Origin of the sequence: Serratia sp. 22264 (assembly GCF_052045345.1) — a bacterium.
GTDB lineage: Bacteria > Pseudomonadota > Gammaproteobacteria > Enterobacterales > Enterobacteriaceae > Serratia > Serratia plymuthica.
In genome coordinates this window covers 155248-176282 of sequence record NZ_JBQEOY010000007.1, presented here as the reverse complement: position 1 = coordinate 176282, position 21035 = coordinate 155248, and the positions used below count along the sequence as shown (strand labels likewise).

At 58.1% G+C, this 21035-nt stretch carries 22 protein-coding genes; 10 read left to right on the top strand and 12 right to left on the bottom strand.

Features of this window, described 5'->3' with window-relative positions; genetic code table 11:
* Positions 1-174 precede the first annotated feature (174 nt).
* Both uspA and ACTJJ1_RS21200 read right to left on the bottom strand, forming a co-directional pair.
* Positions 175-621 (bottom strand): universal stress protein UspA, encoded by a 447-nt coding sequence (gene uspA / locus ACTJJ1_RS21205; RefSeq protein ID WP_004951550.1) that lies wholly within the window; start codon positions 619-621, stop codon positions 175-177.
* 35 nt (positions 622-656) lie between these two features.
* Entirely contained in the window at positions 657-938 is a 282-nt protein-coding gene (locus ACTJJ1_RS21200; RefSeq protein ID WP_139281166.1) for a hypothetical protein, read from the bottom strand.
* Between the two features lie 298 nt (positions 939-1236).
* Between ACTJJ1_RS21200 and uspB the strand changes: the two genes are divergently transcribed.
* Complete coding sequence (gene uspB, locus ACTJJ1_RS21195; protein WP_004951547.1) at positions 1237-1572, top strand: universal stress protein UspB; 336 nt, start codon at positions 1237-1239, stop codon at positions 1570-1572.
* Positions 1573-1647: 75 nt separating this feature from the next.
* Here uspB and pitA read toward each other — a convergent pair whose 3' ends face one another.
* Positions 1648-3150 carry an inorganic phosphate transporter PitA gene (gene pitA, locus ACTJJ1_RS21190; protein WP_004951543.1) on the bottom strand — a complete coding sequence of 501 codons (1503 nt, stop codon included), beginning with the start codon at positions 3148-3150 and terminating at the stop codon, positions 1648-1650.
* Positions 3151-3451: 301 nt separating this feature from the next.
* On the opposite strand from pitA, the gene ACTJJ1_RS21185 reads away from it, so the two are divergent.
* Positions 3452-4651, top strand: coding sequence for an NAD(P)/FAD-dependent oxidoreductase (locus ACTJJ1_RS21185; protein ID WP_311995098.1), 1200 nt, complete (start codon positions 3452-3454; stop codon positions 4649-4651).
* A 185-nt stretch (positions 4652-4836) separates the two neighbouring features.
* Here the strand turns inward: ACTJJ1_RS21185 and ACTJJ1_RS21180 are convergent, their stop codons facing one another.
* Entirely contained in the window at positions 4837-5463 is a 627-nt protein-coding gene (locus ACTJJ1_RS21180) for a TetR/AcrR family transcriptional regulator (protein ID WP_004951537.1), read from the bottom strand.
* A 261-nt stretch (positions 5464-5724) separates the two neighbouring features.
* Between ACTJJ1_RS21180 and ACTJJ1_RS21175 the strand changes: the two genes are divergently transcribed.
* From ACTJJ1_RS21175 to ACTJJ1_RS21145, 7 genes are all read left to right on the top strand, one after another.
* On the top strand, positions 5725-6387 hold the full coding sequence (locus ACTJJ1_RS21175; protein ID WP_440835163.1) for a DUF3313 domain-containing protein: 663 nt from the start codon (positions 5725-5727) through the stop codon (positions 6385-6387).
* A 149-nt stretch (positions 6388-6536) separates the two neighbouring features.
* A complete protein-coding gene (locus ACTJJ1_RS21170; RefSeq protein WP_440835161.1) occupies positions 6537-7169 on the top strand; it encodes a paraquat-inducible protein A in 633 nt (210 codons plus the stop codon).
* Positions 7162-7767, top strand: coding sequence for a paraquat-inducible protein A (locus tag ACTJJ1_RS21165; protein WP_004951527.1), 606 nt, complete (start codon positions 7162-7164; stop codon positions 7765-7767). Before ACTJJ1_RS21170 ends, ACTJJ1_RS21165 begins: the two co-directional genes overlap by 8 nt.
* Entirely contained in the window at positions 7764-9413 is a 1650-nt protein-coding gene (locus ACTJJ1_RS21160; protein ID WP_440835159.1) for a PqiB family protein, read from the top strand. Before ACTJJ1_RS21165 ends, ACTJJ1_RS21160 begins: the two co-directional genes overlap by 4 nt.
* Positions 9410-10003: a PqiC family protein gene (locus ACTJJ1_RS21155; RefSeq protein WP_421414397.1), complete on the top strand. Its 594-nt coding sequence runs from the start codon at positions 9410-9412 to the stop codon at positions 10001-10003. Before ACTJJ1_RS21160 ends, ACTJJ1_RS21155 begins: the two co-directional genes overlap by 4 nt.
* 560 nt (positions 10004-10563) lie before the next feature.
* Complete coding sequence (locus ACTJJ1_RS21150) at positions 10564-10854, top strand: hypothetical protein (protein WP_004951518.1); 291 nt, start codon at positions 10564-10566, stop codon at positions 10852-10854.
* Between the two features lie 70 nt (positions 10855-10924).
* On the top strand, positions 10925-11830 hold the full coding sequence (locus ACTJJ1_RS21145; protein ID WP_440835156.1) for an arginase family protein: 906 nt from the start codon (positions 10925-10927) through the stop codon (positions 11828-11830).
* Positions 11831-11835: 5 nt separating this feature from the next.
* On the opposite strand, the gene ACTJJ1_RS21140 is transcribed toward ACTJJ1_RS21145, so the two are convergent.
* Positions 11836-12258 carry an Lrp/AsnC family transcriptional regulator gene (locus ACTJJ1_RS21140; RefSeq protein WP_004951514.1) on the bottom strand — a complete coding sequence of 141 codons (423 nt, stop codon included), beginning with the start codon at positions 12256-12258 and terminating at the stop codon, positions 11836-11838.
* Positions 12259-12392: 134 nt separating this feature from the next.
* On the opposite strand from ACTJJ1_RS21140, the gene ctlX reads away from it, so the two are divergent.
* A complete protein-coding gene (gene ctlX / locus ACTJJ1_RS21135; protein ID WP_440835153.1) occupies positions 12393-13319 on the top strand; it encodes a citrulline utilization hydrolase CtlX in 927 nt (308 codons plus the stop codon).
* 12 nt (positions 13320-13331) lie between these two features.
* Here ctlX and ACTJJ1_RS21130 read toward each other — a convergent pair whose 3' ends face one another.
* From ACTJJ1_RS21130 to ACTJJ1_RS21100, 7 genes are read right to left on the bottom strand one after another with little or no spacing between them, the layout of a single operon-like run.
* Positions 13332-13943 carry a helix-turn-helix transcriptional regulator gene (locus tag ACTJJ1_RS21130; protein WP_062789831.1) on the bottom strand — a complete coding sequence of 204 codons (612 nt, stop codon included), beginning with the start codon at positions 13941-13943 and terminating at the stop codon, positions 13332-13334.
* 2 nt (positions 13944-13945) lie between these two features.
* Positions 13946-15580 (bottom strand): Wzy polymerase domain-containing protein, encoded by a 1635-nt coding sequence (locus tag ACTJJ1_RS21125; RefSeq protein ID WP_440835151.1) that lies wholly within the window; start codon positions 15578-15580, stop codon positions 13946-13948.
* 24 nt (positions 15581-15604) lie between these two features.
* Complete coding sequence (locus ACTJJ1_RS21120) at positions 15605-16132, bottom strand: fimbrial protein (protein WP_440835149.1); 528 nt, start codon at positions 16130-16132, stop codon at positions 15605-15607.
* 10 nt (positions 16133-16142) lie between these two features.
* Positions 16143-17087, bottom strand: a complete 945-nt coding sequence (locus ACTJJ1_RS21115; RefSeq protein WP_004951500.1) for a fimbrial protein — start codon at positions 17085-17087, stop codon at positions 16143-16145.
* Complete coding sequence (locus ACTJJ1_RS21110) at positions 17065-17679, bottom strand: fimbrial protein (RefSeq protein ID WP_166729185.1); 615 nt, start codon at positions 17677-17679, stop codon at positions 17065-17067. Before ACTJJ1_RS21110 ends, ACTJJ1_RS21115 begins: the two co-directional genes overlap by 23 nt.
* An 11-nt stretch (positions 17680-17690) precedes the next feature.
* Positions 17691-18437, bottom strand: a complete 747-nt coding sequence (locus ACTJJ1_RS21105) for a fimbrial biogenesis chaperone (RefSeq protein WP_440835146.1) — start codon at positions 18435-18437, stop codon at positions 17691-17693.
* 22 nt (positions 18438-18459) lie between these two features.
* Positions 18460-20961: a fimbria/pilus outer membrane usher protein gene (locus tag ACTJJ1_RS21100; RefSeq protein ID WP_440835144.1), complete on the bottom strand. Its 2502-nt coding sequence runs from the start codon at positions 20959-20961 to the stop codon at positions 18460-18462.
* Between the last annotated feature and the right edge of the window lie 74 nt (positions 20962-21035).

The following is a 21035-nucleotide window of genomic DNA, read 5'->3' as shown; positions in this document are numbered from 1 at the left end:
TTTCCCCCATTATTTTTATAAATATTGGTATGAATAAAGCCTGGGGGATGATGTTGTGTCTTTAGCGACTATATCACTGGAGGACGGTTGATTAACAAGCGATTAATGATCGCGGTATAACGAAAAACGCCCGCAAGAGGCGGGCGTTGGCAGGCTAAGTTTGCGAGCGCTTACTTAATCTTCGGCGCTGTCTTCTTCGTCACGCAGCGGCACAATCAGCATATCGATATGCACGGTGTTGATCAGTTGGCGCGCAGAGGACATCAGCTTGCTCCAGAAATCCTGGTGGTGACCGCACAGCACCAGGTCCATATCGTATTTCTTGATGGCATCGACCAGCACCTGCGCCAAATCGCCGCTGCCGCTCAGGGTCTCGGTAATCGGGTAACCGGCATTTTGCGAAAGCTCGGTCAGCGCGTGGTGCGTTTCCTCGGAGATACGCTTTTGCATATCGCCGAGATTAACGTCGATCAGGCCGGTATACAGGTCGGAATAGTTAACATCTACGTGGATCAGGGAAACTTTGGCGTTGTACGGTCGCGCCATAGATACGGCTTTTTCCACCAGAATTTTGCTCTCCGGGGACAGGTCTACCGCAATCAGAATGTGTTTGTAAGCCATGAGAATACTCCTTCCATATAATGCCGATTAAAGGGTTAGCAGGCATTCAGCGTACCAGCCTGGCGCTTTAGGTTTACCTGCATTTTATCATTCAGATAACACAATGATATGTTGGGGCGATCACAGTGTGTTGCATCAAAAAATCTCTTCATCTCTACCCCCGTCAGTTTTACACCCGCTGGGTTGAAAATCCTATCATTACTGGGGTTATTGGCGGTTTGACCGCTTGAAACATAAGCATTCTTAAACAGAGTATAGTCCCAAACGCCCATCTGGCCGTGGAAAATACCGGGAATGGCGGGCAGGGCGGTTATCACTTATAACCAATCGATGGATGACAAATGGGCAGGTTGCGGTAAATTTTATCGACTGCTCAGGCCAGTTTACGTTTCATTCACCTACAATAATGAATATGGGCCTCACCTTTTCTCCTCTGAGCCAGTCTGCGCTACCGTACTTTGCCTGGCGGCGGCTTGTTTCAGAGGCTGTGGGTTATGCGTGGCCCGAGCGGTAAAAAGGGGATCGGAGCGGTAGGCTCCCGCAGTAATGGGCATCGAGGTAGGGCAGTTGGACCCGGCGGAGCGCCGCGGATAACAACGCCTTGAGGGGGCAATCATGATCAGTACCGTCGCGCTGTTTTGGGCTTTGTGTGTGGTGTGTGTGGTAAACATGGTGCGGTATTACTCTTCTCTGCGTGCGCTGCTGGTGGTGTTGCGCGGCTGCGATCCGCTGTTGTACCAATACGTCGACGGCGGCGGTTTCTTTACTGCCCACGGCCAGCCGAGCAAGCAGTTGCGGCTGGTGCGCTACATCTTCTCGCAGCGCTACGTCGAGCACCACGACCCGGAGTTCATCCGCCGTTGTGAGCGGGTGCGCGGCCAGTTTATGCTGACTTCCGCCCTGTGCGGGCTGGTGGTGGTCAGCCTGCTGGCGCTGATGATTTGGTATTAAAACCGGGCGGTTTCCCTGGTTACGAGCAAAAAAAAGGCGGCCACATCGGGCCGCCTTTTTCATGGAACAAGCTGCTTAGATAACCTTAAGCGCCAGCCAGTACAGTGAACCGGAAAGCAGAATCGAAATCGGCAGGGTCAGTAACCAGGCCAACAGGATGTTCTTCACGGTTTTACTTTGTACGCCGCCGCCGTCCACGATCATCGTCCCGGCTACCGCCGAAGAGAGCACGTGGGTGGTGGAAACCGGCATACCGGTGTAGCTGGCCACGCCGATCGACAAGGCTGCGGTCATCTGAGCCGACACGCCCTGAGCGTAGGTCATGCCCTTCTTACCGATTTTCTCGCCGATGGTGGTGGCAACGCGCTTCCAGCCAACCATGGTGCCGAGTGACAGCGCCAGAGCAACCGCAACGATGATCCACAGCGGTGCATACTCAACGGTTTGCAGCAGATCCTGACGCAGGTTCTTCAGGAAACGCTGGTCCGCGGCGGAGGTTTCCGGCAGTTTGGCGACCTTGTCTGCGGTATCCGTTACGCACATCAGCAGGCGGCGCAGATGGCTGCGCTGTTCTACCGTCAGTTGATCGTAACTTTGCAGATTGTTCAGCAGGCCCTGCGTCAGCTCAATCGCCGGCATGGCGCGGGAGCTGTCGCAGTGGAACTCGGTCGGCTTATTCGGCGAAACCTCGTCTTCCGGGCTTGGCACCAGCGGCGTCAGGGACACCACGTGTGACAGGGCATCGCCGTGCTGCTGGTAATATTGCTGCAGGTGGGTCACGGCATCACGCGTACGGGTGATGTCATAGCCGGTTGCATTCATATTGACCACGAAGCCGGCCGGCGCAACGCCGATCAGCACCAGCATGATAAGGCCGATGCCTTTCTGGCCGTCGTTGGCGCCGTGCGAGAAGCTGACACCGATAGCCGACAGGATCAGTGCGATACGGGTCCAGAACGGCGGCTTGCGTTTGCCGTCGACCTTTTCACGTTCCGCGGGGGTCATGTGGATACGCTGGCGTTTCTTGTTGCCGCTCCAATAGCGGCGCAAGGCAAACACCATCAGCCCGGCGACCATCATGCCGACCAGCGGCGAGATGAGCAATGACAGGAAAATACCGATCATTTTCGGGACGTTAAGCGCATCCACCACCGAGGTGTGAGTCATCAGTGCGTTGGTTAAACCAACACCGATAATTGCGCCAATCAGCGTGTGGGAGCTGGAGGCCGGCAGACCGAAATACCAGGTGCCGAGGTTCCAGATAATCGCCGCCAGCAACATGGAGAAGACCATGGCTAATCCGTGCGCTGAACTGACGTTCAACAACAGATCGGTAGGCAACAGGTGAACAATGGCGTAAGCAACACTCAAACCACCGAGCATAACGCCAAGAAAGTTGAACAAGCCCGCCATCACGACCGCAAGTTGCGAGCGCATGGCACGGGTATAGATTACTGTAGCGACCGCATTGGCCGTATCATGAAAGCCGTTGATGGCTTCATAAAACAACACGAACAACAATGCGAGAATTAACATCAGGCCGGTATGGAAATCCAGGCCTGCGAACAAATGCAGCATAAGCGTTACGCCAGTTTGTGGACATGAACGCCGCGCATTATCCGTGACAACCGGGGCCGGGGAAAAGGAAAATATGACGTTTTTTTGATTTAGATATGACGAAACGATGGCGCTGGCATGACAAAGATATGAAATATCATAACCTTATGCTGATAAGCGTACTGTAATATTTTCTTACTATGGCGCTGGCGGCGGCATGGCTTTACAATCTGCCGCCGTAAAGTTGTCGGTTACCGGTAGCGAAACGGCGTAATATGGCGGCCTTTTGTCGCGATTGTGGTTTTTATTCAGAGAGGCGCAGGTGGAACAGTTTGATGTCGTGGTAATAGGTGCGGGCGCAGCGGGCATGTTTTGCGCGGCACAGGCGGGGCAACTCGGTTGCCGGGTGCTGCTGCTTGATAACGGCAAAAAACCGGGACGCAAAATCCTGATGTCCGGCGGCGGACGCTGTAACTTTACTAATATGTACACCGAACCGGCCGCCTACCTGTCGAACAACCCGCATTTCTGTAAATCGGCGCTGGCGCGATATACCCAGTGGGATTTTATCGATCTGATTAACCGCTACGGCATCGCCTACCACGAGAAAACGCTGGGGCAGCTGTTTTGCGATGACTCGGCGCAGCAGGTGGTCGAACTGCTGGTTAAAGAGTGCGAACTGGGCCAGGTGACGACGCGCCTGCGCAGTGAAGTGCTGGGCGTGGAAAAAACCGAAGCCGGTTTCGAACTGGCGCTGAATGGCGAGAAAGTGAGTGCTCGCTCACTCGTGGTGGCCAGCGGCGGGCTTTCCATGCCGGGGCTGGGCGCGTCGCCGTTCGGCTACAAGCTGGCGGAGCAGTTTGGCCTGAAGGTGTTGCCGACCCGCGCCGCGCTGGTGCCTTTTACCTTGCATAAACCGCTGCTGGAACACCTGCAAACGCTGTCCGGCGTCTCCGTGCCGGCGGTGATCACCGCCGAAAACGGCGTCAGCTTCCGCGAAAGTCTGCTTTTCACCCATCGTGGCCTTTCCGGCCCGGCGGTATTGCAGCTTTCCAGCTACTGGCAGCCTGGTGAGTTTGTGAGCGTTAACTTACTTCCTGCACTCGATCTGGCGGGCTTCCTTAATGAGCAACGTCAGGCCCATCCCAACCAAAGCCTGAAAAACACCCTGGCGCTGCACCTGCCAAAACGCCTGGTGGAGTGCCTGCAAACGCTGGGGCAATTGCCGGAAGCCACGCTGAAGCAGCTGAACCCCACGCAACAGGCCGCGCTGGTCGAAACCTTGCAGAATTGGCGCGTGCAGCCGAACGGCACCGAAGGCTACCGCACGGCGGAAGTGACGCTTGGCGGCGTGGATACCAAAGAGCTGTCTTCCAAAACGATGGAAGCCGGCAAGGTGCCCGGCCTGTACTTTATCGGCGAAGTGGTGGATGTGACAGGGTGGCTGGGCGGTTATAACTTCCAGTGGGCCTGGAGCTCGGCCTGGGCTTGCGCTCAGGCGCTGGCGGCGCGGGGGCAGTAAGGCCGATTGTTACTCCAAACCGGAATGGATTTTTGCGGGTCTGCCTCAGCCGGGAAAACGTTCTCGCCCGCACAAATCTCCAGACAAAATGCCATAAAAGCCTCTACAGCCGCTGGTGCCGGTCTGGGGGGCGGCAGTGTGATATACAGCGATACACGGGCAATAAAGCCCAGTTAACCCGCCCGTCAAATGCCCTTTTTAAATGCCGCGCCGCCCAGGAACATGCTCACTGCGTTGCTGACCATCTCGCGAATGCGCGGCAGGCTGATCGGCTGCAATTCGCGCTGGAATACCCGCATGTCGATCTCGGCGGTGAGCAGTGAAAGGAATTGGGTTGCCTTGAGGTAAGGGTCGGCCAGCCGCAGTTCCTGGCGATCCATGGCGGCAGACATCAGCACCGACAGTTTTTCCACGCTCTCGCGCGGGCCGGCCTCGTAAAACAGCGTGCCGATATCAGAATGCCCGGCCTCGGCGACCACCATGCGGTAAACCGCCATTGCGCTGTTGTCGTTGGTCAGCACCAGCAGCATCTGTTCGCCGAAGCGCGTCAGCGTTTGTTCCAGCGTCTCCTTGCCCCGTTTTTCATTCATCAACTCGGTGGCGGCTTCGGAAAGATGCTGGGTGGCGTGCTGGCGAACAACGGCGGTAAACAGCTCCTCCTTGGAAGGAAAATACCCGTACAGCGTCGCTTTGGAGCCGCCGACTCGTTTCGCCAGCTCATTCATCGATGCACGCTCATAGCCCATCTCCTGAAACAGCAGTGCTGCCTCTTCAACGATGGCATCGCGGCGCGCGTTGGTCCGTACTTTCATCATCTCTCCTGCAAGCTAACCGGGAAATCGCACAAAAAAAGACATCTTCTTGACAAGCGAAGAATATCAATGCAAAACTCAACTGTACAGTTTTGTTTTGGCGGTTTTTCATCCATTTCAATGTCTGTTTACCCCGCCGGGGGCAGCGCTGTACGGGCCGTCAAGGCCGCATACTCGGGCGTACGCAGCGGGCAAATATCGTCGCTGAAACAGCACGTTCTGACCGATATTGGTGGCATTTTCTTTTACAGGATCACCTAAATGTTCGCATACCTCAAGGTTTCTCGTCCGGCAATGCTGGCACTTGCCATCGCGCTGGTCGGCTGCGCCGGAACGCCGCCGGTGCGTTACGCCAGTATTGATTCATCATCACAGTTAAAGCCTAACACTGACGATCAATCCGACCGTATTCCTTACCGCTATACCACCCCGGTGGAGTGGAAAAAATACACCAACATCATCATTGAGCCGGTTGTCATTTATCAGGGTGCGGACAACCAGTTTGGCGAGGTCTCGCAGGAAGATCGCAAGGCGCTGGCAGACTATATGCACAGTAAATTCAGCGAAGCGCTGCGCCCCCGTTTTCGTGAGGTCAGCAGCCCGGCACCCGATGCGCTTCGCCTGAAGCTGACGCTGACCGGGGCAGAGACCACCACGCCGGTGGTTGGCACCTTCACCAAGTTTGATTTGGCGGGCGGGCCATACAACATCGTGCAATCCATTCGCGGTAAAGAAGGGATGCTCAACGGCTCGGTCAATTACGCCGTCGAGGTCTATGACGCCTCGACCCAGCGCCTGCTTAACGCTTACGTCGCCAGGCAATACCCGAACGCCATGAACGTCGGTGCCAGCATCGGCTCGTTGAGCGCCGCCGAGGTAGGGATCGATAAAGCCGCCGAAGAACTGGCCGAGATCCTGAAGTAAAGAGTGTGAAATATAGAAAGAGTCAGTCAACACCAAGGGGAAAACAGGCAGGCAAACGCTGCCTGATAATAAAAAATGAGGCGGGTAGCCGGCACATGCCGGTTATCCGCTCTCAACACCTTGCCAGGAACCTCGTTCCCATTAACCAGATGAAAATCTTACCCAATACGGTGGTGTGTCGGCACTGCGACAGCGTCTATCGCTACCGGCCACTCACGGCGGGTGACGAAGCGCGCTGCCTGCGTTGCCGCGCCACGCTCTATCGCGCCGGGCAGATCAACACCGAACGGATGTTGGCGCTGGCGCTGACCGCAATCATCGCTTTTGTCGTGGCCAACGTCTGCCCGGTGATCGGCGTCAGCTTCCATGCGGTGCAGAATGTCGCCACCCTTTGGCAGGCCGCCGTGGCGCTGGCTCAGGGTGTCACGCTGCCGCTGGCGGTTTGCATGGTGTTCTTACTGATTGTGGCGCCTTTTCTGCAAATTACGCTCTTCGGCTGGGTACTGATGTTTGCCCATGCGGGCCGTTGCGCGCCGGGTTTTATCGGTGCTGTCAGGCTGCTGAAATGGCTGCGGCCCTGGAGTCGGGTTGAGGTCGGCATGTTGGGGTTTTTGGTGGCGGCCATCAAACTGTCCGGTTTTTTGCAGGTGGTAGCAGGCCCCGGCAGCTTGGCGATGGCGGCCCTGATGTTGCTGATTGTCATCATCGGCAGCCAGGATCTTCAACCATTGTGGGAACGGATGCCGGTAGCACCGGATGAGGGGGAGGAAGATCATGAATAGGCCACTCTATGCCCGGCAAATTAACGTGGTGGGCTGTCCGACCTGCGGGTTGGCGTGCCGTCACCTTTCCCGCTGCCCGCGTTGCCGTACCCGGTTGCATGGCCGGCGGCCCGGTGGTCTGGCTCGCCCCTGGGCGTTGCTGATCGCCGCCGTGATTTTGTATATCCCCGCCAACCTTCTGCCGGTGATGTCCACTCGTCTGTTCGGCAAGGACAGTGAAAGTACCATCATGGCCGGAGTGATCGATTTCTGGCGTGCCGGCTCCTATGGCATCGCGCTGGTGATCTTTGTCGCCAGCGTGGTGATCCCCTGCCTGAAATTTCTGAGCCTCGGCCTGCTGCTGCTCGCTTCCCGGCGCCGTAGTACCTGGGCGATGGGCGAAAGAGCAAGGCTTTACCGGCTGACGGAAGGGATCGGTTATTGGTCGATGCTGGACGTGGTGGTGGTGGGCGTCGTGTCGGCGCTGGTGCAGTTCCAAACGCTGAGCGCGGCGGAACCCCGCAGCGGCATCCTGTTTTTCGGCCTGGTGGTCATCCTGACCATGTTGTCCGCCATGGCTTATGACCCTCGCCTGATCTGGGAAGGTGACGATAAGTGAACCCGATTCCACAACAACCCGGTGAGCCTGGGGTGATCCGTCGCCGCTGGCCATCGCCGATCTGGCTGGTGCCGGTCATTGCGCTGCTGATTGGCGCTTCGATGCTGCTGCATGCCTGGCTCGCGGCCGGCCCGGAGATCGCCATTACCTTCCAGACCGCCACCGGTCTGGAGCCGGGCAAAACGGCGGTGAAATACAAAGACGTGACGGTCGGCGTCGTCAAAGATATCCAACTGCGTGGCGACGACTCGCAGGTGCTGGTGACGGTCAGCCTCAACGAAAGCGCGGCGAACCTGGCCCGTGCCGACACTCGGTTCTGGGTAGTGCGCCCGCGCGTCGGTATCGGTGGCGTCACCGGCATCGATACCCTGCTGTCGGGAGCGTACATCGGCGTGGACAAAGGAAGCTCGGCCCGCACCCGCAGCGCTTTCACCGGGCTTGAATCGCCGCCGGCCATCATCAACGACATGCCGGGTTCCCGCTTTGTGGTGCAGACCGACGACTTGGGCTCGCTGGATATCGGCTCGCCGGTCTATTACCGACGGGTGCCGGTAGGGCGGATCGCGTCCTATCAGCTTAATGCCGATGGCAAGAGCGTCAGCCTGCAAATCTTTATCGATGCGCCTTACGATCGCTTCGTGACGCCGAACTCACGTTTCTGGAACGCCAGCGGTTTGGACGTGTCGGTGGGCGCCAACGGATTCCGGCTCAGAACGCAAACGGTCGCCGTCATCATGGCGGGCGGCATCGCCTTCGCCACGCCGGAAAACGCTTCAGGGGCTTCCCCCGTCGGGCCGAAGGGCGAATACGTGCTGGCTAAAGATCAGGAATCCGCTCTGGCCGCGCCCGATGGCCCGCCGATGCGCTTCAAGCTGCGCTTTGAGCGTTCATTGCACGGTCTGGAAGTCGGTGCGGCGGTCGAGTTCTCCAGCATCAAGATTGGCCGGGTGGTCTCGGTCGATCTGGATTACAGCCCCCAAGGCTACCGTTTCCCGTCGGTGGTCGGTATCGAGGTTTACCCGAACCGGCTTGGCAACGTGTTGAGCAAGCTGCCGAAGCAAAATCGGGGCCTGGAGCAAGAGACGGCGGCGTTTACCCGCGATCTGGTGGAGCACGGCCTGCGCGCTCAGGCCACGCCGAGCAACCTGCTCACCGGGCAGCTTTATATCTCGCTGGATTTTGTACCCAATGCCGCCAGGGTGCCGTTTGATATTCATGCCCGCCCGCTGGTGCTGCCGACCATCAACGGCGGTTTCGACCGGCTGCAGGAGCAGATCGCCAGCATCGTCAGCAAGGTGGATAAAATGCCGCTGGCGTCGATTGCGCAGAACCTGAACGCCACGCTGGCCGGGGTGGATAACAGCCTTAAGCAGGTCAATGGCCAGACGTTGCCGGCGGCGAATCAATTGCTCAGGCAGATGAGCCAAACGGCGCAAACCGCACAAGATCTGCTGGCGGAAGACTCGCCGCTGATGCTGACGTTTAGCCAGTCTTTACAGGAAGCGCTACGCGCCCTGCGTGCGGTACGCAACCTGGCTGACCAACTTGATCGCCACCCCGAGTCGCTGTTGCAAGGCCGAACTGAGGATCCCCCTCTGCCCAATCCAGGCAGCCATGACTCTTCTCTGCAAGGTTCGAAAAAATGATGTCACCGTCGCGGCTTTGTTTTTTGATGCTTATGGTTTCGCTGACCGCCTGTTCTTCCCCGTCGGTGCATTACCACACGCTGGTGGCGCCGGCAGCCGATCCGCCGCCGGTGCAGCCTGCACCCTTTCTGATTGCCGTACTGCCGGTCGGCATTCCGCCGCAGATTGACCTGTCGCAGCTGGTGGTGCGTCAGGGGCAAAGCGGCGCGCTGGTGCTGGAAAATGAACGCTGGCTCAGCCCGCTTGGCGATGAGATCCGCACCGCGCTTTCCGCCGAGCTGGCGCAGCGTCTCGGTACGCAGGACGTTGCCGGGTTGGCTAAAGCCGGGGAGACCCCCACGGTGAGAATACAGCTTGAGATACGGCGTTTTGACGCCTGGCCGGGACGAGCCGTTGAGTTAGACGCCGGTTGGAGCCTGAATGTACAGGGGCGAAGGCTGGTGTGCCGCAGCCGCCTGACGCAGGCCGTTCAGCCGGGCTATACGGCGATGTTGCTGGGGCAGCAGCAGGTTATCGGCAATCTTGCAGGGCGGATTGCCGCCACGGCCCGGCATTGGGCGATGGACGATCGGGGCCGCTGCGCGCCCTGACCACATGACCACAGGACAACTCCGCTAATCAGAGCGACAGAGACATTGTCTTGACAGTTGGATGAAATCAATGCAAAACTAAACCGTACGGTACCGTTATGTGTCGATACGTTCATCTGTGCGGATGTCATGGGAGAAGCTATGAAAAAGTGGGTTTTACTGGGCTGCGGTATCGCTTCGGTGTTTTTACTGAGCGGTTGCCTGTCCATAGGTTGGTAATGAATTGTCTGGATAAGCCGGTGGCCGGCACTGATGGGGCCACCGCTTTTTAATACCTTTTACCGTTGATGCCTGGGGAAAGAAAATGAAGAAAATGTTTGTTCTGAGCTGTATCGCCGCGGCGTTTTTATTAAGCGGCTGTATTTCCCTCGGGAAACATAGCCATCATAACCGCTCGTATTACGAGGGGGCGCAATATGGCCCATCGCAATACGACAGAGATAGCGCTTATCGCTACGAACATGGTGATTATCGAAGAAATTGACCCTGATTGACATCGCCGTCCCAGAGCTGCAGGCGGCGCGAATCACGCTGATAATCCACCTCCGTAGGGCGTAATCATGAAAACTGCGCTTCCTGAATTGAATACCCTGATCGCCACCTTCGCCGAACAACCGTTCCAGGCAAACAGCGACGATAACCTGATTCGGGCGGCAAAAGCCGCACAGCAACTTCTGCCGTTTATGCAACAAGCCGGCATCGTTGAACCCGAGCTCGGCATTGCCGCGTTTATCGCTGATTTACTGCATTTACAACACTATCTGCACCTCAATAATCAAAGTGAACATACGATTGACCGGGTGGTTCAGCTGGCGTTCCTGCACTTTGACGTCGATACGCGGCAGCCGTAGGCAAAACTCAGGCCCGGTGCAGCCGGATAGGCTAAGCTGATTTTTAGAGGGCTTATCCGGGGTATTCACCATGCATATCATTCTTGCACCTACCAATCTGGGGCTGAGCCCCTTGCGACCGGGCCATGTTCCCGGAACCTGGCGAGCGCCGCAGGCGCTGATGGCACAGGGTTTGGCGCAGAGGTTGGGAGCGGGGGCCGTCACCGAGTTGCCGCAACCGACTTATTCGCCGGCAGCGCAGCCCGGCACCCGCATACGTAACGGTTATGCGATTCGCGCTTTCACTATCGCGTTGGCCGCAGAAGTTGCTGCGGCGCAGGCGCGCGGCGAGTTCCCGCTGGTGGTCGGCGGCGACTGTTCGATTCTGTTGGGAGCGCTGGCCGGTTCACGCCGTGCGGGGCCGCTTTCGCTGGTACATATCGACGGGCACAGCGATTTTCGTCATCCCGGCAACTATGATCCGCAGCAGATGTTGGGCGCGGTGGCGGGGATGGATTTGGCGTTGGCGACCGGGCGCGGGGAACCGCTGCTGGCCGAATGGCCTGGCGTAACGGGGCCGCTGGTGCCGGAACGGCAGGTTTTACAACTGGGCGAGCGTGAGTGCCGGGACGCGGATTTTGCCTGGCCGGATATCAATCAAACGGCAATTGCGCGCATTGACGTCTTCGCCGCCAACCGGATGGGCAAAGCGGAAATTGTGCGGCAAATCGAACAGATGCTGGCCACCGAGCCGGAATGGCGCTTTTGGCTGCATCTGGATGTGGACGTGCTCGACCAAACCATTATGCCGGCGGTGGATTCCCCCGGTAGCCCCGGTATCGATCGCCTCTGGCTGGAAAATATCGTGGCGCGGTTGCTGCAAAACCCCATGTGCTGCGGCATGACGCTGTCGGTATTCGACCCCGAGCTCGATCCCGACGGCCGGTACGCGGCGCTGATAGTGGAAATGCTGGAGGCGATGTTCCGCTCCCGCTGACGGCGCTATGCCTTGTGCGTCGATAGCTGGATGCTGGTTTCGGTGTTGGAAATGCCGGCGATGCGCCGGATGCGCCCCAGAATTTTATCGAAACTCTCCAGGCTGTCGGTGCGGATCTCCAGCAGAATGTCCCACTTGCCGTTGGTGGTGTGCAGGGTGAACACCGCCGGTTCACCGCGCAGCTGTTGCAACACGTTTTGCGCCTTGGTGCCTTCCACCGCCACGCACATCCAGGCGCGAATGCGGTTATGTTCAACGCCCGGCTTCACGCGAACGGTGTAGCCGGTAATGATCCCCTGCGCTTCCAGCGCCTCAATTCTTTTTTGCACCGTAGCGCGCGAAACCCGGACCTTGCTGGCTATCTCGGTCACCGAGCTGCGGGCGTTTTCGCGCAGCAGCGCGAGGATGTGGCGATCGGTATCATTCATGGTGGCAAAGTGTCGGCTGGCGGTGGCGATTTGTAAAAATATAGAGCAATTTAGTCATTTTTCACACTGCCTGGTGTCAAATTGATTTTCCATAATAGGGTCGCGTTATTCCCCCGATCCCTGTGAGAAATATCATGCAAACCACCCAATCCGTTTTTATGATCCGGCCTTCCGGCTTTGCCGCGAATAAACAGACCCAGCACAGCAATTTTTTTCAGAAGGTCACGCAGCACCATGAACACCACGCAGCCAGGGCATTAATCGCCTTTAACGGTTACGTTGACGCCCTGCAACAGGCCGGTGTCGACGTGAGGGTAATGGATGATATCGACGGGCAGGAAACGCCGGACGCATTATTCCCGAATAACTGGATTGCGCTGCTGGGCGACGGCAGCCTGTTCACTTTCCCGATGGAAGCGGAAAACCGACGACGGGAACGCCGCCAGGATATTATCGCGCAGCTCGCCAATGATTTCGTGATTGAACGGCGTATCGATCTTTCCGCCCACGAACTGGCCGGGCGTTTTCTGGAAGGCACAGGTTCGCTGATCCTGGATCACCCGAACAAATTGGCTTATTCCTGCCTGTCGTCACGCAGCTCTCCAGAAGTGGGGCGCGAATTTGAGCGCCATTCCGGCTATAAAATTATCTGGTTCGACGCCGTAGATCGCCATAATCAGCCGATTTATCACACCAACGTGATGATGAGCGTCGGCGCGCGCTACGCCATTCTCTGCCTGGAAAGCTTGCGCAACCCGGAGCAAAAGCGCGCGCTGATCGCCACCTTGCAAGGTAGCGGCAAAACCCTGATTGACGTCAGCTACGCTCAGATGGAGGCGTTCGCCTGCAACGTACTGGAACTGCGCGCCAAAGACGGCAGCCCGGTTTACGCCATGTCGACCCGCGCCTGGGCCAGTTTTACGCCGCCGCAGCAGGCGCTGATTGGCGGCTACGCCCGGCTGGCGCTGGGGCCGATCGACATTATCGAAGATCTCGGCGGCGGGGGCGCGCGCTGCATGCTGGCGGAGATCTTTTTGCCGAAGAAAGGCGCGCTGGTCTGAGCCCGCGCCTTTTCAGTTCAGCCCCATCTGATTGAGCAGCATTTTGTTCAGCTCGGTGCTTTTGCGCACGTCCAGTTTACGCATCGCCGAGCGCTTATGGGCGCTGATGGTCTTCTGGCTGCGGTGCAGCATTCCGGCGATGGTGCAGGCGGACATGCCGGTGCTCATCAGCTTCAGCACCTTTTTTTCGCAACTGCTCAGGGCGGCGATGCGGCACTGCCGGCATTTCCAGAGGGTGCTGGCGTGCAGCGCCACCCAGGGTTGCTGGCAAAAACGTTCCAGCGCCATGTGCAGTTTGTTGCGGACGGTGGGGAGGGCGTCGCGCCGGTTAATGCTGAACAACGCTGGGTGGGCGTGCAGATAACGGGTGTCGCGATCGTCGAGGATCAGCACGATCATTTGCCGGTGGCGCGGCGTCTGGTAAGGGCTTTGGTAGCAACTGGCGCAGCCGCATGGGTCTTCCAGAGTGCGGAACACGATCTCGATCGGCTCCAGATTGCGCAGCTCGTGCAGATGTCCGCGGCGGCTCTGATTCAGGTCATGCAGATACTCTTCCAGCAGCCGCCGTAACCCCTGTTGATAAAAATTATCGCTGCACAGCAGGGTGAACCGAATATTAAGCATAGTTACTCCTTAAAACGCGCATCGTGCGGGAACAGTCGGCGCGCCTGACGGTGCAGATCCTCCGCCCGCTGCGGCTGTTGCAGCAACCGGCTGGTCACCATCAGGTTGACGTAGATATTGGCGTCCGGCCGCACGCGGATTTCATTTTCCGCCCAACGCTGGTAGCTCAGCAGCGCGGCCGGATCGCGGGTGTGCGGGTATTGCAGCAGCCGTTGCAACTGGACGTCGTAGTCGTAACGCACCTGCCAGGGCGTCGGCGTCATCACCCGGCTCATGGCGGCAAATTGTTGCAGACCGGTTTTTTCCACGGCGGTCACGATCAGGGCGCTGTGCAGGCCGTTAAGCAGGTACGGCAGCGCCAGCGCGGCCAAACCGGCGGCGAGCAGCCGCAGGGTGAGTTGCGGGCGCGGTGACAGGCGCAGGCGGCAACGCACATCGCCGGCGCGCAGAATCGCCAGCAGCAGTACGCCGTGTGCCGCGGAGAGATAAAGCGGGTACTCCACCATCATGTGCAGCAGGATCGGCAGCGCTGCCAGCCAGGGGACAGGCCGCAGCGGCAGGGCGCGGGTGCGTCGCAACAGGCGCCATAACCCCCATAAAATCAAGGCGATGCCGCTCAGGCTCAGCAGGCCGCCTTCGATGCCCCACAGCAGAATTTCGTTGTGCGGATGGCTGATGCTGACGCTTTCCATGCCGCTGCTGTGGGTGGAGTAGAAGTGATGCAGGAAGTCGTGCTGAAAGTGGCCGTAACCCCAGCCGAGCCACGGGCGTTCGGCGATCATGCGCAGCGCTTCCTGCCAGTAGGCCAGGCGGTAGAAAATCGGCTCCGCCACGGTGAGCGCCCGCGTTGCGCCGTTGAGCATGACCAGCAGCAGCCCGGCGGCTATCCCGGCGAACAGCAGCAACAGGGCGGCGGCAGCGCGGCGACGATTAAGGCGATACAGCATAAACAGTTGCAGCGGCGACAGCAGAGCGGCCGCCAGCAGGCCAACGCGTGAGGCGATCACGATCAACAACAGCGGTGCCAGCACCAGCATACCGCCTGTCAGCCATTGCACGCCCCGGTGCAGCGGGTGCCGGTTGCTCAGCAGATACAGCGCCAGCGCCAGCCCGGTAGCCATAAAGCTGGCCATCAGGTTCCACTGCTGGAAGATGCCGTAAGGGCGGTTTTTCAGGGTGTTGTAGCCCATGGCGTTACCCGGCGCCAACAGGCCGTACTGCACCAGGCCCAGCAGCGCCTCGATCACCGTCGCCGCCAGCAGTAAAATCAGCAGTCTGCGCCGCCGCAGCCGGTCGAGCGGTATCTGCAACAGCGCGAAATAGGCGGCGACGCCCAGCGTCAACCCCAACAGGCGCGGCAGAGCTTCTCCTAGCCAGGGGTTTTTCGTCCACAGCAGCGGCAATAATAAAATCAGAGCGCCCGGCACCAGCCGGTTAAAAAAGCCGGATACGGCCAATGGCGGACGGCTCAATAGCATCGCGCCGAGAATAAACAGGGCGATAAATATGCCGCCGACCAGATTCCACGGCAAATAAAAACCGCTGCCGCCGCGATTGGGCCAGTAAACATGCATGGCGATCAGGCAATAGCATGCCGCCAGCCCGAATAACCCGGCCGTTTTGTTGTTGGATATCATCACTGCTTCCTGAAGCGCCCGGCCTTATTGGTAAGCCAGCACAAAATTGGCTACCGAGCTGAATTCACCCTCGGTAATGGTTTTATTCTGTATCGCGCTGGGGTGGCCCTGCACATAGGCGGTGAAATTCAACACAGTGGCGCCGTCCTGCAATGCCACTACGCTGGTGGCCTGATTCAACGCAATATCGGCACCCTTGCTGTCAAACAGCGCGATGGCGGCGCCGTTGGTGCCGTTATTGATCGCCAGTTTGCCCGGCAGCTCGCTGTCCTCGGTGCCGCTGAAGGTGACATTGACGGATTTGAACACCGCCGTTTTGCAGTCGGTCAGTTTGATGTTGAACGGCACCGGGTTGCTGTGGCCATAGCGGTACAGGGTTTTGACGATCACGGTATCCATCTCCACCACCTGATCGGCCGATTGCGGCTCAATATTGCACGGCCGGTTCACCACGGTGCCGAAAAAATCAATTTCCTTATCGGCCGCGGTCGCGATGGCGGGAAATAAATAACCGGCGCCGCACAGCGTCGTTAAAATAATGAGTTTTTTCATTTTCCTGCCATTAAATATAGTTAATCAGCAATATGATGGTTTTACGGAAATCCCCCTCTTGCCCCTCACCGGTTGCCTGTAATGATGCTGTATAGGATTTCTGTACCTGATCGCGGCCATTCATATCGGCAAAGCTGGAAAACTGGTTGTACTTAATCCATTTAGGATTGGAATTGTCGAAAATGCGCAAGGCCGAACCGTTGTCCATATTTAAACCGGTGGCGTCGACCAATGAGCCATTTTTCACCATAAAGTTAGCGTTCAGCGCGAAATTATCGCTACAGCCGTTTTTACGGATCAGCACGGTAAAATCTTTGCTCGCCACGGTACCGGCGTTGGCTTTCCAACTGGGAATATTGCCAAAATCAACGCCTTCCGGCGTGGTCAACTCTACCGATGCCGAGCACTGGATCACCTGTATTTTGTCCATTCCGGTCAGGGTGAAGCGGTAGTTTTTGCCCGGCTTATTGTTGATGCCCTTCACGCCATCGAGCTGGAAGACCGAAATCTGGCTGGCGCCACCCGGCGTGATCTCGCCGGTTTTCTGCAAATAAACCTGATAGTTCACGTAGCCCAGTTGCTGCTGGTTTGGCTTGCGGAACATGTCGGTTTGCGCCCTGGTATTCAGGATGCCGAGATCGGTACCGTTATAAATGACGCCCATCGAAATACCGGCGGCGATCGGTTTGTTGTCCGGATTGGGGTAGAAATAAACCCATTCCCCTTGCGGTACGCTCGGGTACCCCCAGCACACCACGCCACGGCTCATCGGCTGCGAAGTCCACAACCGGCTGCCGATCGGCAGAGTTGCGGGGATCTTCAATTGACCAATGTCTTCGTTTTCTTCGGTAATGCCATTGGCGGTGTTCAGGTGGCACTCCAGCGCCTGGGCGCTGAGCGGGCCTAGCAGGCAGGCCAGCAACAGGCCGTGTTTATAAATAGACCAGTTGAACATGTACCACTCCTTGAAATTGGCTTGCCTGCGTGTATTTTTGTGTCGATTCGATCTGCGCGTTGAACCACAGGGTATTGCTGCCGGGCTGCAGGATGTAGGGGCGACTTTGCTGATTAAGCGACAGCGCGCGGCCCTGTTGATCGGTCAGCCGCAGGCCGATGCCTTGCACGCCGCCGTTGAGTTTCAGCAAGTCAGGATTATTCGCATCGCTGTCGCCGAGAAACACCAGCGTAGCGGCCTGCTCACCCTGTAAATAGAGCCGCCCGGCATCGCCGTTACGTTGGCCGGCGGGGTTATCCGCCAGCGCTTTGGCCCCCAGCAGGCAGTTGCGGAAGGAGAGGCGAAAGCGCACCGGCGTGCTGCGATCGCCTGCGTTTTGAAAATCACGCGCGCTGACCTCACCCAGATCGATGGCCTGATCCCGGCTGTCCGGCACCAGGCTGCAAGGGGCACTGAGCAGGCCACCGAAAAAACTGACGGTGCCGGTAGTGCCTTCAATCACGTCAAAAGGCGTTGCCGCCGCCGCGCTGCCGCCCAACAGCAACACGCCGAGCAGCAGAGGCCGCAGGTGGCGACCGGTAGATTCAGCCATGCGGTATCTCCTTATTTTTTCGCGTCCGGCGCGGCGGTGCAGAGGGTGCCGTTGCACTGGAACCGCAGCTCGGGGTGGCCGCCGTAGTCATTGATGTAGGTGACGACAAAGCTGCTCAGGCCGTTGTCGCGCAGCTTCACGCTTTCGCTGGATTTCGGTTTCAGCATCACGGGTTCGAAGTCGTTTATCGCGCCGCCGCCCTGTTTCTGCGGCTGGCGGGTGATACCGGTCAGGGTGATATAAAACGGCGTGGGGTTTTCGATGGTGAACCCACCGGCGCTTTTACGGAACACCAACTTCTCCTGCCACACTTCGCCTTTGGGCGCGACGATGGCCTTCGGCCGGTAAAAAAGCTTGATCTGGGTCTGCAAAGCCAGCTGCATCACGTTGGTTTTGCTGCTTTTCGGTGGGATTTCACGCAGATTGAAATAGAACACCGATTCGCGATCCTGTGGCAGGTGGTCGGCCTCCGGGGTCTTGGTGATGCGCACTACGCTACGTTCGCCGGCCTCTACCCGCTGCAACGGCGGCAGCACCACCAGCGGCGAGGTGATTTTCTGATGCTGTTCGTTTTCCAGCCAGGATTGCGCCAGGAAAGGCAGCTCCTTGTTTTCGTTAACGATATTCAGGCTGATGGATTTCGCGTCACCGACGTAGATGGCGCGGGTACGATCCAGCGATATCGCCGCATGGGCGGCGGGAATGGCGGTCAGCAGCGCCAGGCCAATGGTTGCTGTCAGATTTTTGTTCATATTCATCAACTCGTTAAAATGTTACGGATTACAGTTTGGCGCAGGGGAGCAGCAACTGGTCCAGCGGCTTGGCAGCGCCCGGTATCACGATGCGGCACTGGCGCTGGCCCTCCCAGGCGACGTCCAATTTTTCCTGCGGTTGCACACCGGTCAGATAAACCGACCCACCGTCGTTCACCACCGCCACTTCGCGGCCTCGTTCGCTCAGCACCGTAGCGCCGAACGGCGGTTCGCTGCCGTCGGCCAGTTTGATGGTGGCCAGCAGCTTGCTGCCTTTCACTACCTCAAAGTGGCGATAGCCGATGGCTCCTTCGGTCAACGTGCCTTGCACCACCGAACGGGTGGCTTCCACGTCGTCAGCCAGCTTGTTGACGTCGATGCGGGTATCGGTGTTGTAGTAGCTGGTGATGTCGGAAATCACCGCCAGCCCGAACCGGTTGCTGTAGGCGCGGCCGTTGTTGATCGGCACCCCGGCGATACCGTCGGTATCCAGCATCATCCGGCTGCCGCCATTGCTGGCGTTCTGGTGCGCCGCTATACCGTACCGGGTAGCGGTGATACCGCTGCGGAAAGTACCGCCGACGGAGGAGTAGCTGTCTTGTTGGTACGAAGCGTTGGCGTTGAGTGAGCCGAACGAGGCGTTATGGGTGTAGTAGCCGCTGGTCAAGGTTTTGCCGGACTGGTTAAAGCCGCCGCTTAGCTGCCAGGTGTTGTTCGGATCGGTGTAATCGTTGTAGGACGCAGTTTGCGTCACGTCGCTGTTATTGGTCTGCAACGCGTAACCCATGCGGCGATGATCGCCAATCGGCACGGTGAAATTCAGCATCACGCTGTCATCGGTGCGCCCTTGATAGGTCGAACGGTAGGCCGACAGCGAGGCGGTGATGTTGCTGATGTTACCGACGTTGAACAATTTGCTGGCGGACAGCCCGTAGCGATCCTGCGCGCGCTTGTCCCAATAGGTTTGGTGCGAATAGGTCAGGTAGGCGGTGATCGCTTTGGCGCTGTCTTCCGCCATAAAGGTTTTGCTGGCGGTGATGGTGTACAGCTCTTTTTCACGACCGCTGTAGCGATCGTCATAGTCGCTATAACGCGCCTGCAGATACTGCGACATGCTCATGAATTTGCGCTGCGAAAAACGGTAGCCTGCGAAGGTGATCTGGCTATTCAACTCGTCGAAACGCTTGGCGTAGTTGACCTTGAACGACATGCCGCTGGCAGTCGGCTGGTCTGGCAGACGAGCGATTGACTGCGTCATGTCCACCGACATGGCACCGAAGATATTCAGGTCGCGGCCCAGACCGAGCGCCCAGGCGTTGTAATCGTCGCCAAGCAAGGCGCCGCCGTACAGTGACCAGGCACTGGTCAGCCCCCAGGAAAAATCGCTGGCGGAGAACAGCGGCCCTTGCGTGCGGTGATCGTAAGCCGAGGGTTTGCCCAGGGCGACGTTGTAGCGTACATAGCCGGGGCGGGTCAGATAAGGGATGGTGGCGGTATCGACCTGGAAGGTGGAGACGCTGCCGTCCTGTTCTTCAACCTTCACGTCCAGCCGGCCACGTACCGAACTGCTGAGATCCTGGATCACAAACGGCCCGGCAGGCACGGTGGTTTCGTACAGCGTGCGGCCTTCCTGGGAAACGGTGATTTTGGCGTTGCTCTTGGCGATGCCGCGCACTTCCGGAGCATAGCCCTGCAGGTTCGGCGGCAGCATGCGTTCGTCGCTGGCCAGATTGATGCCGGTAAAGCGATAGGAATCGAACACGTTCGAGTCGAGATAAATTTCGCCGAGCGTCAGTCTGGCTGCTTGCATTGGCAGCGCGCGATAGGCGTAGATCTGGTTCCAGTCAAAGCCGCTGTCGCGTTGGCCGGCCTGCTGGTTGTAATTGGCCTGATAATCGGCGCGCAGGCGCCAGGCGCCCAGGTTGGCACCCAGGGTGCCGTAGCTGCTGAGATTTTCCGACGTGTTGTTATTGTGACTCTGCTTGCCGACCTGGCCGCTGAGGCTGTAATCCAGCAGCAGGCCGGGAATGCCGTCGTCCCATTGTTCAGGCGGGGTCCAGTCCGGATCGGAATATTTCATCCATGCCTGCGGGATGGTGATCGTCAGTACTCCGCCGCCGATGCGATCGGAAAGGGTCGCCCCTTTGATCCCGCTGATATCGGCGCACTGGTTGTCGTGCCACAGGATGATTTTTTTGGCGGCTTCTTCTTTCAGCGCCATTTTTTCCACCAGATCCGGCGGCAGACAGGCGCGGGATCGGTCCTTTTTATCCGCTGACGGATAATACTGGATGCGGCGCTGCGGCAGGGTTTTCTGGTTGATCTTGATATCCAGCAGATAGGTGCCGGGCATGACGTAATCGGCGTCGGAAAAACGCGATAAATCCACTTTGCTGCGATCGCCGATATCCAATACGTCAGTATTGAATTCCGTGGCGGAAAAAGCCGAATGCGCCCAGAGGAAAGATAGAATGACGGTAAGGGGTCTTTTTTTCCGTGTCAGTAATGACGTCATAGAATAATCACTCATGGCAAATCCGCGCCCAATAGCAGGTCATCCTGTACGACCTGAATACGTAATACGTGATGTCATTCGGTACCTGA

What these genes read in the sequence shown, in the direction of transcription:
- uspA (WP_004951550.1), bottom strand. Translation starts at nt 621, where the DNA reads ATGGCTTACAAACACATTCTGATTGCGGTAGACCTGTCCCCGGAGAGC.
- uspB (WP_004951547.1), top strand. Translation starts at nt 1,237, where the DNA reads ATGATCAGTACCGTCGCGCTGTTTTGGGCTTTGTGTGTGGTGTGTGTG.
- pitA (WP_004951543.1), bottom strand. Translation starts at nt 3,150, where the DNA reads ATGCTGCATTTGTTCGCAGGCCTGGATTTCCATACCGGCCTGATGTTA.
- ACTJJ1_RS21180 (WP_004951537.1), bottom strand. Translation starts at nt 5,463, where the DNA reads ATGAAAGTACGGACCAACGCGCGCCGCGATGCCATCGTTGAAGAGGCA.
- ACTJJ1_RS21175 (WP_440835163.1), top strand. Translation starts at nt 5,725, where the DNA reads ATGTTCGCATACCTCAAGGTTTCTCGTCCGGCAATGCTGGCACTTGCC.
- ACTJJ1_RS21170 (WP_440835161.1), top strand. Translation starts at nt 6,537, where the DNA reads ATGAAAATCTTACCCAATACGGTGGTGTGTCGGCACTGCGACAGCGTC.
- ACTJJ1_RS21165 (WP_004951527.1), top strand. Translation starts at nt 7,162, where the DNA reads ATGAATAGGCCACTCTATGCCCGGCAAATTAACGTGGTGGGCTGTCCG.
- ACTJJ1_RS21155 (WP_421414397.1), top strand. Translation starts at nt 9,410, where the DNA reads ATGATGTCACCGTCGCGGCTTTGTTTTTTGATGCTTATGGTTTCGCTG.
- ACTJJ1_RS21150 (WP_004951518.1), top strand. Translation starts at nt 10,564, where the DNA reads ATGAAAACTGCGCTTCCTGAATTGAATACCCTGATCGCCACCTTCGCC.
- ACTJJ1_RS21145 (WP_440835156.1), top strand. Translation starts at nt 10,925, where the DNA reads ATGCATATCATTCTTGCACCTACCAATCTGGGGCTGAGCCCCTTGCGA.
- ACTJJ1_RS21140 (WP_004951514.1), bottom strand. Translation starts at nt 12,258, where the DNA reads ATGAATGATACCGATCGCCACATCCTCGCGCTGCTGCGCGAAAACGCC.
- ctlX (WP_440835153.1), top strand. Translation starts at nt 12,393, where the DNA reads ATGCAAACCACCCAATCCGTTTTTATGATCCGGCCTTCCGGCTTTGCC.
- ACTJJ1_RS21130 (WP_062789831.1), bottom strand. Translation starts at nt 13,943, where the DNA reads ATGCTTAATATTCGGTTCACCCTGCTGTGCAGCGATAATTTTTATCAA.
- ACTJJ1_RS21125 (WP_440835151.1), bottom strand. Translation starts at nt 15,580, where the DNA reads ATGATATCCAACAACAAAACGGCCGGGTTATTCGGGCTGGCGGCATGC.
- ACTJJ1_RS21120 (WP_440835149.1), bottom strand. Translation starts at nt 16,132, where the DNA reads ATGAAAAAACTCATTATTTTAACGACGCTGTGCGGCGCCGGTTATTTA.
- ACTJJ1_RS21115 (WP_004951500.1), bottom strand. Translation starts at nt 17,087, where the DNA reads ATGTTCAACTGGTCTATTTATAAACACGGCCTGTTGCTGGCCTGCCTG.
- ACTJJ1_RS21110 (WP_166729185.1), bottom strand. Translation starts at nt 17,679, where the DNA reads ATGGCTGAATCTACCGGTCGCCACCTGCGGCCTCTGCTGCTCGGCGTG.
- ACTJJ1_RS21105 (WP_440835146.1), bottom strand. Translation starts at nt 18,437, where the DNA reads ATGAATATGAACAAAAATCTGACAGCAACCATTGGCCTGGCGCTGCTG.
- ACTJJ1_RS21100 (WP_440835144.1), bottom strand. Translation starts at nt 20,961, where the DNA reads ATGAGTGATTATTCTATGACGTCATTACTGACACGGAAAAAAAGACCC.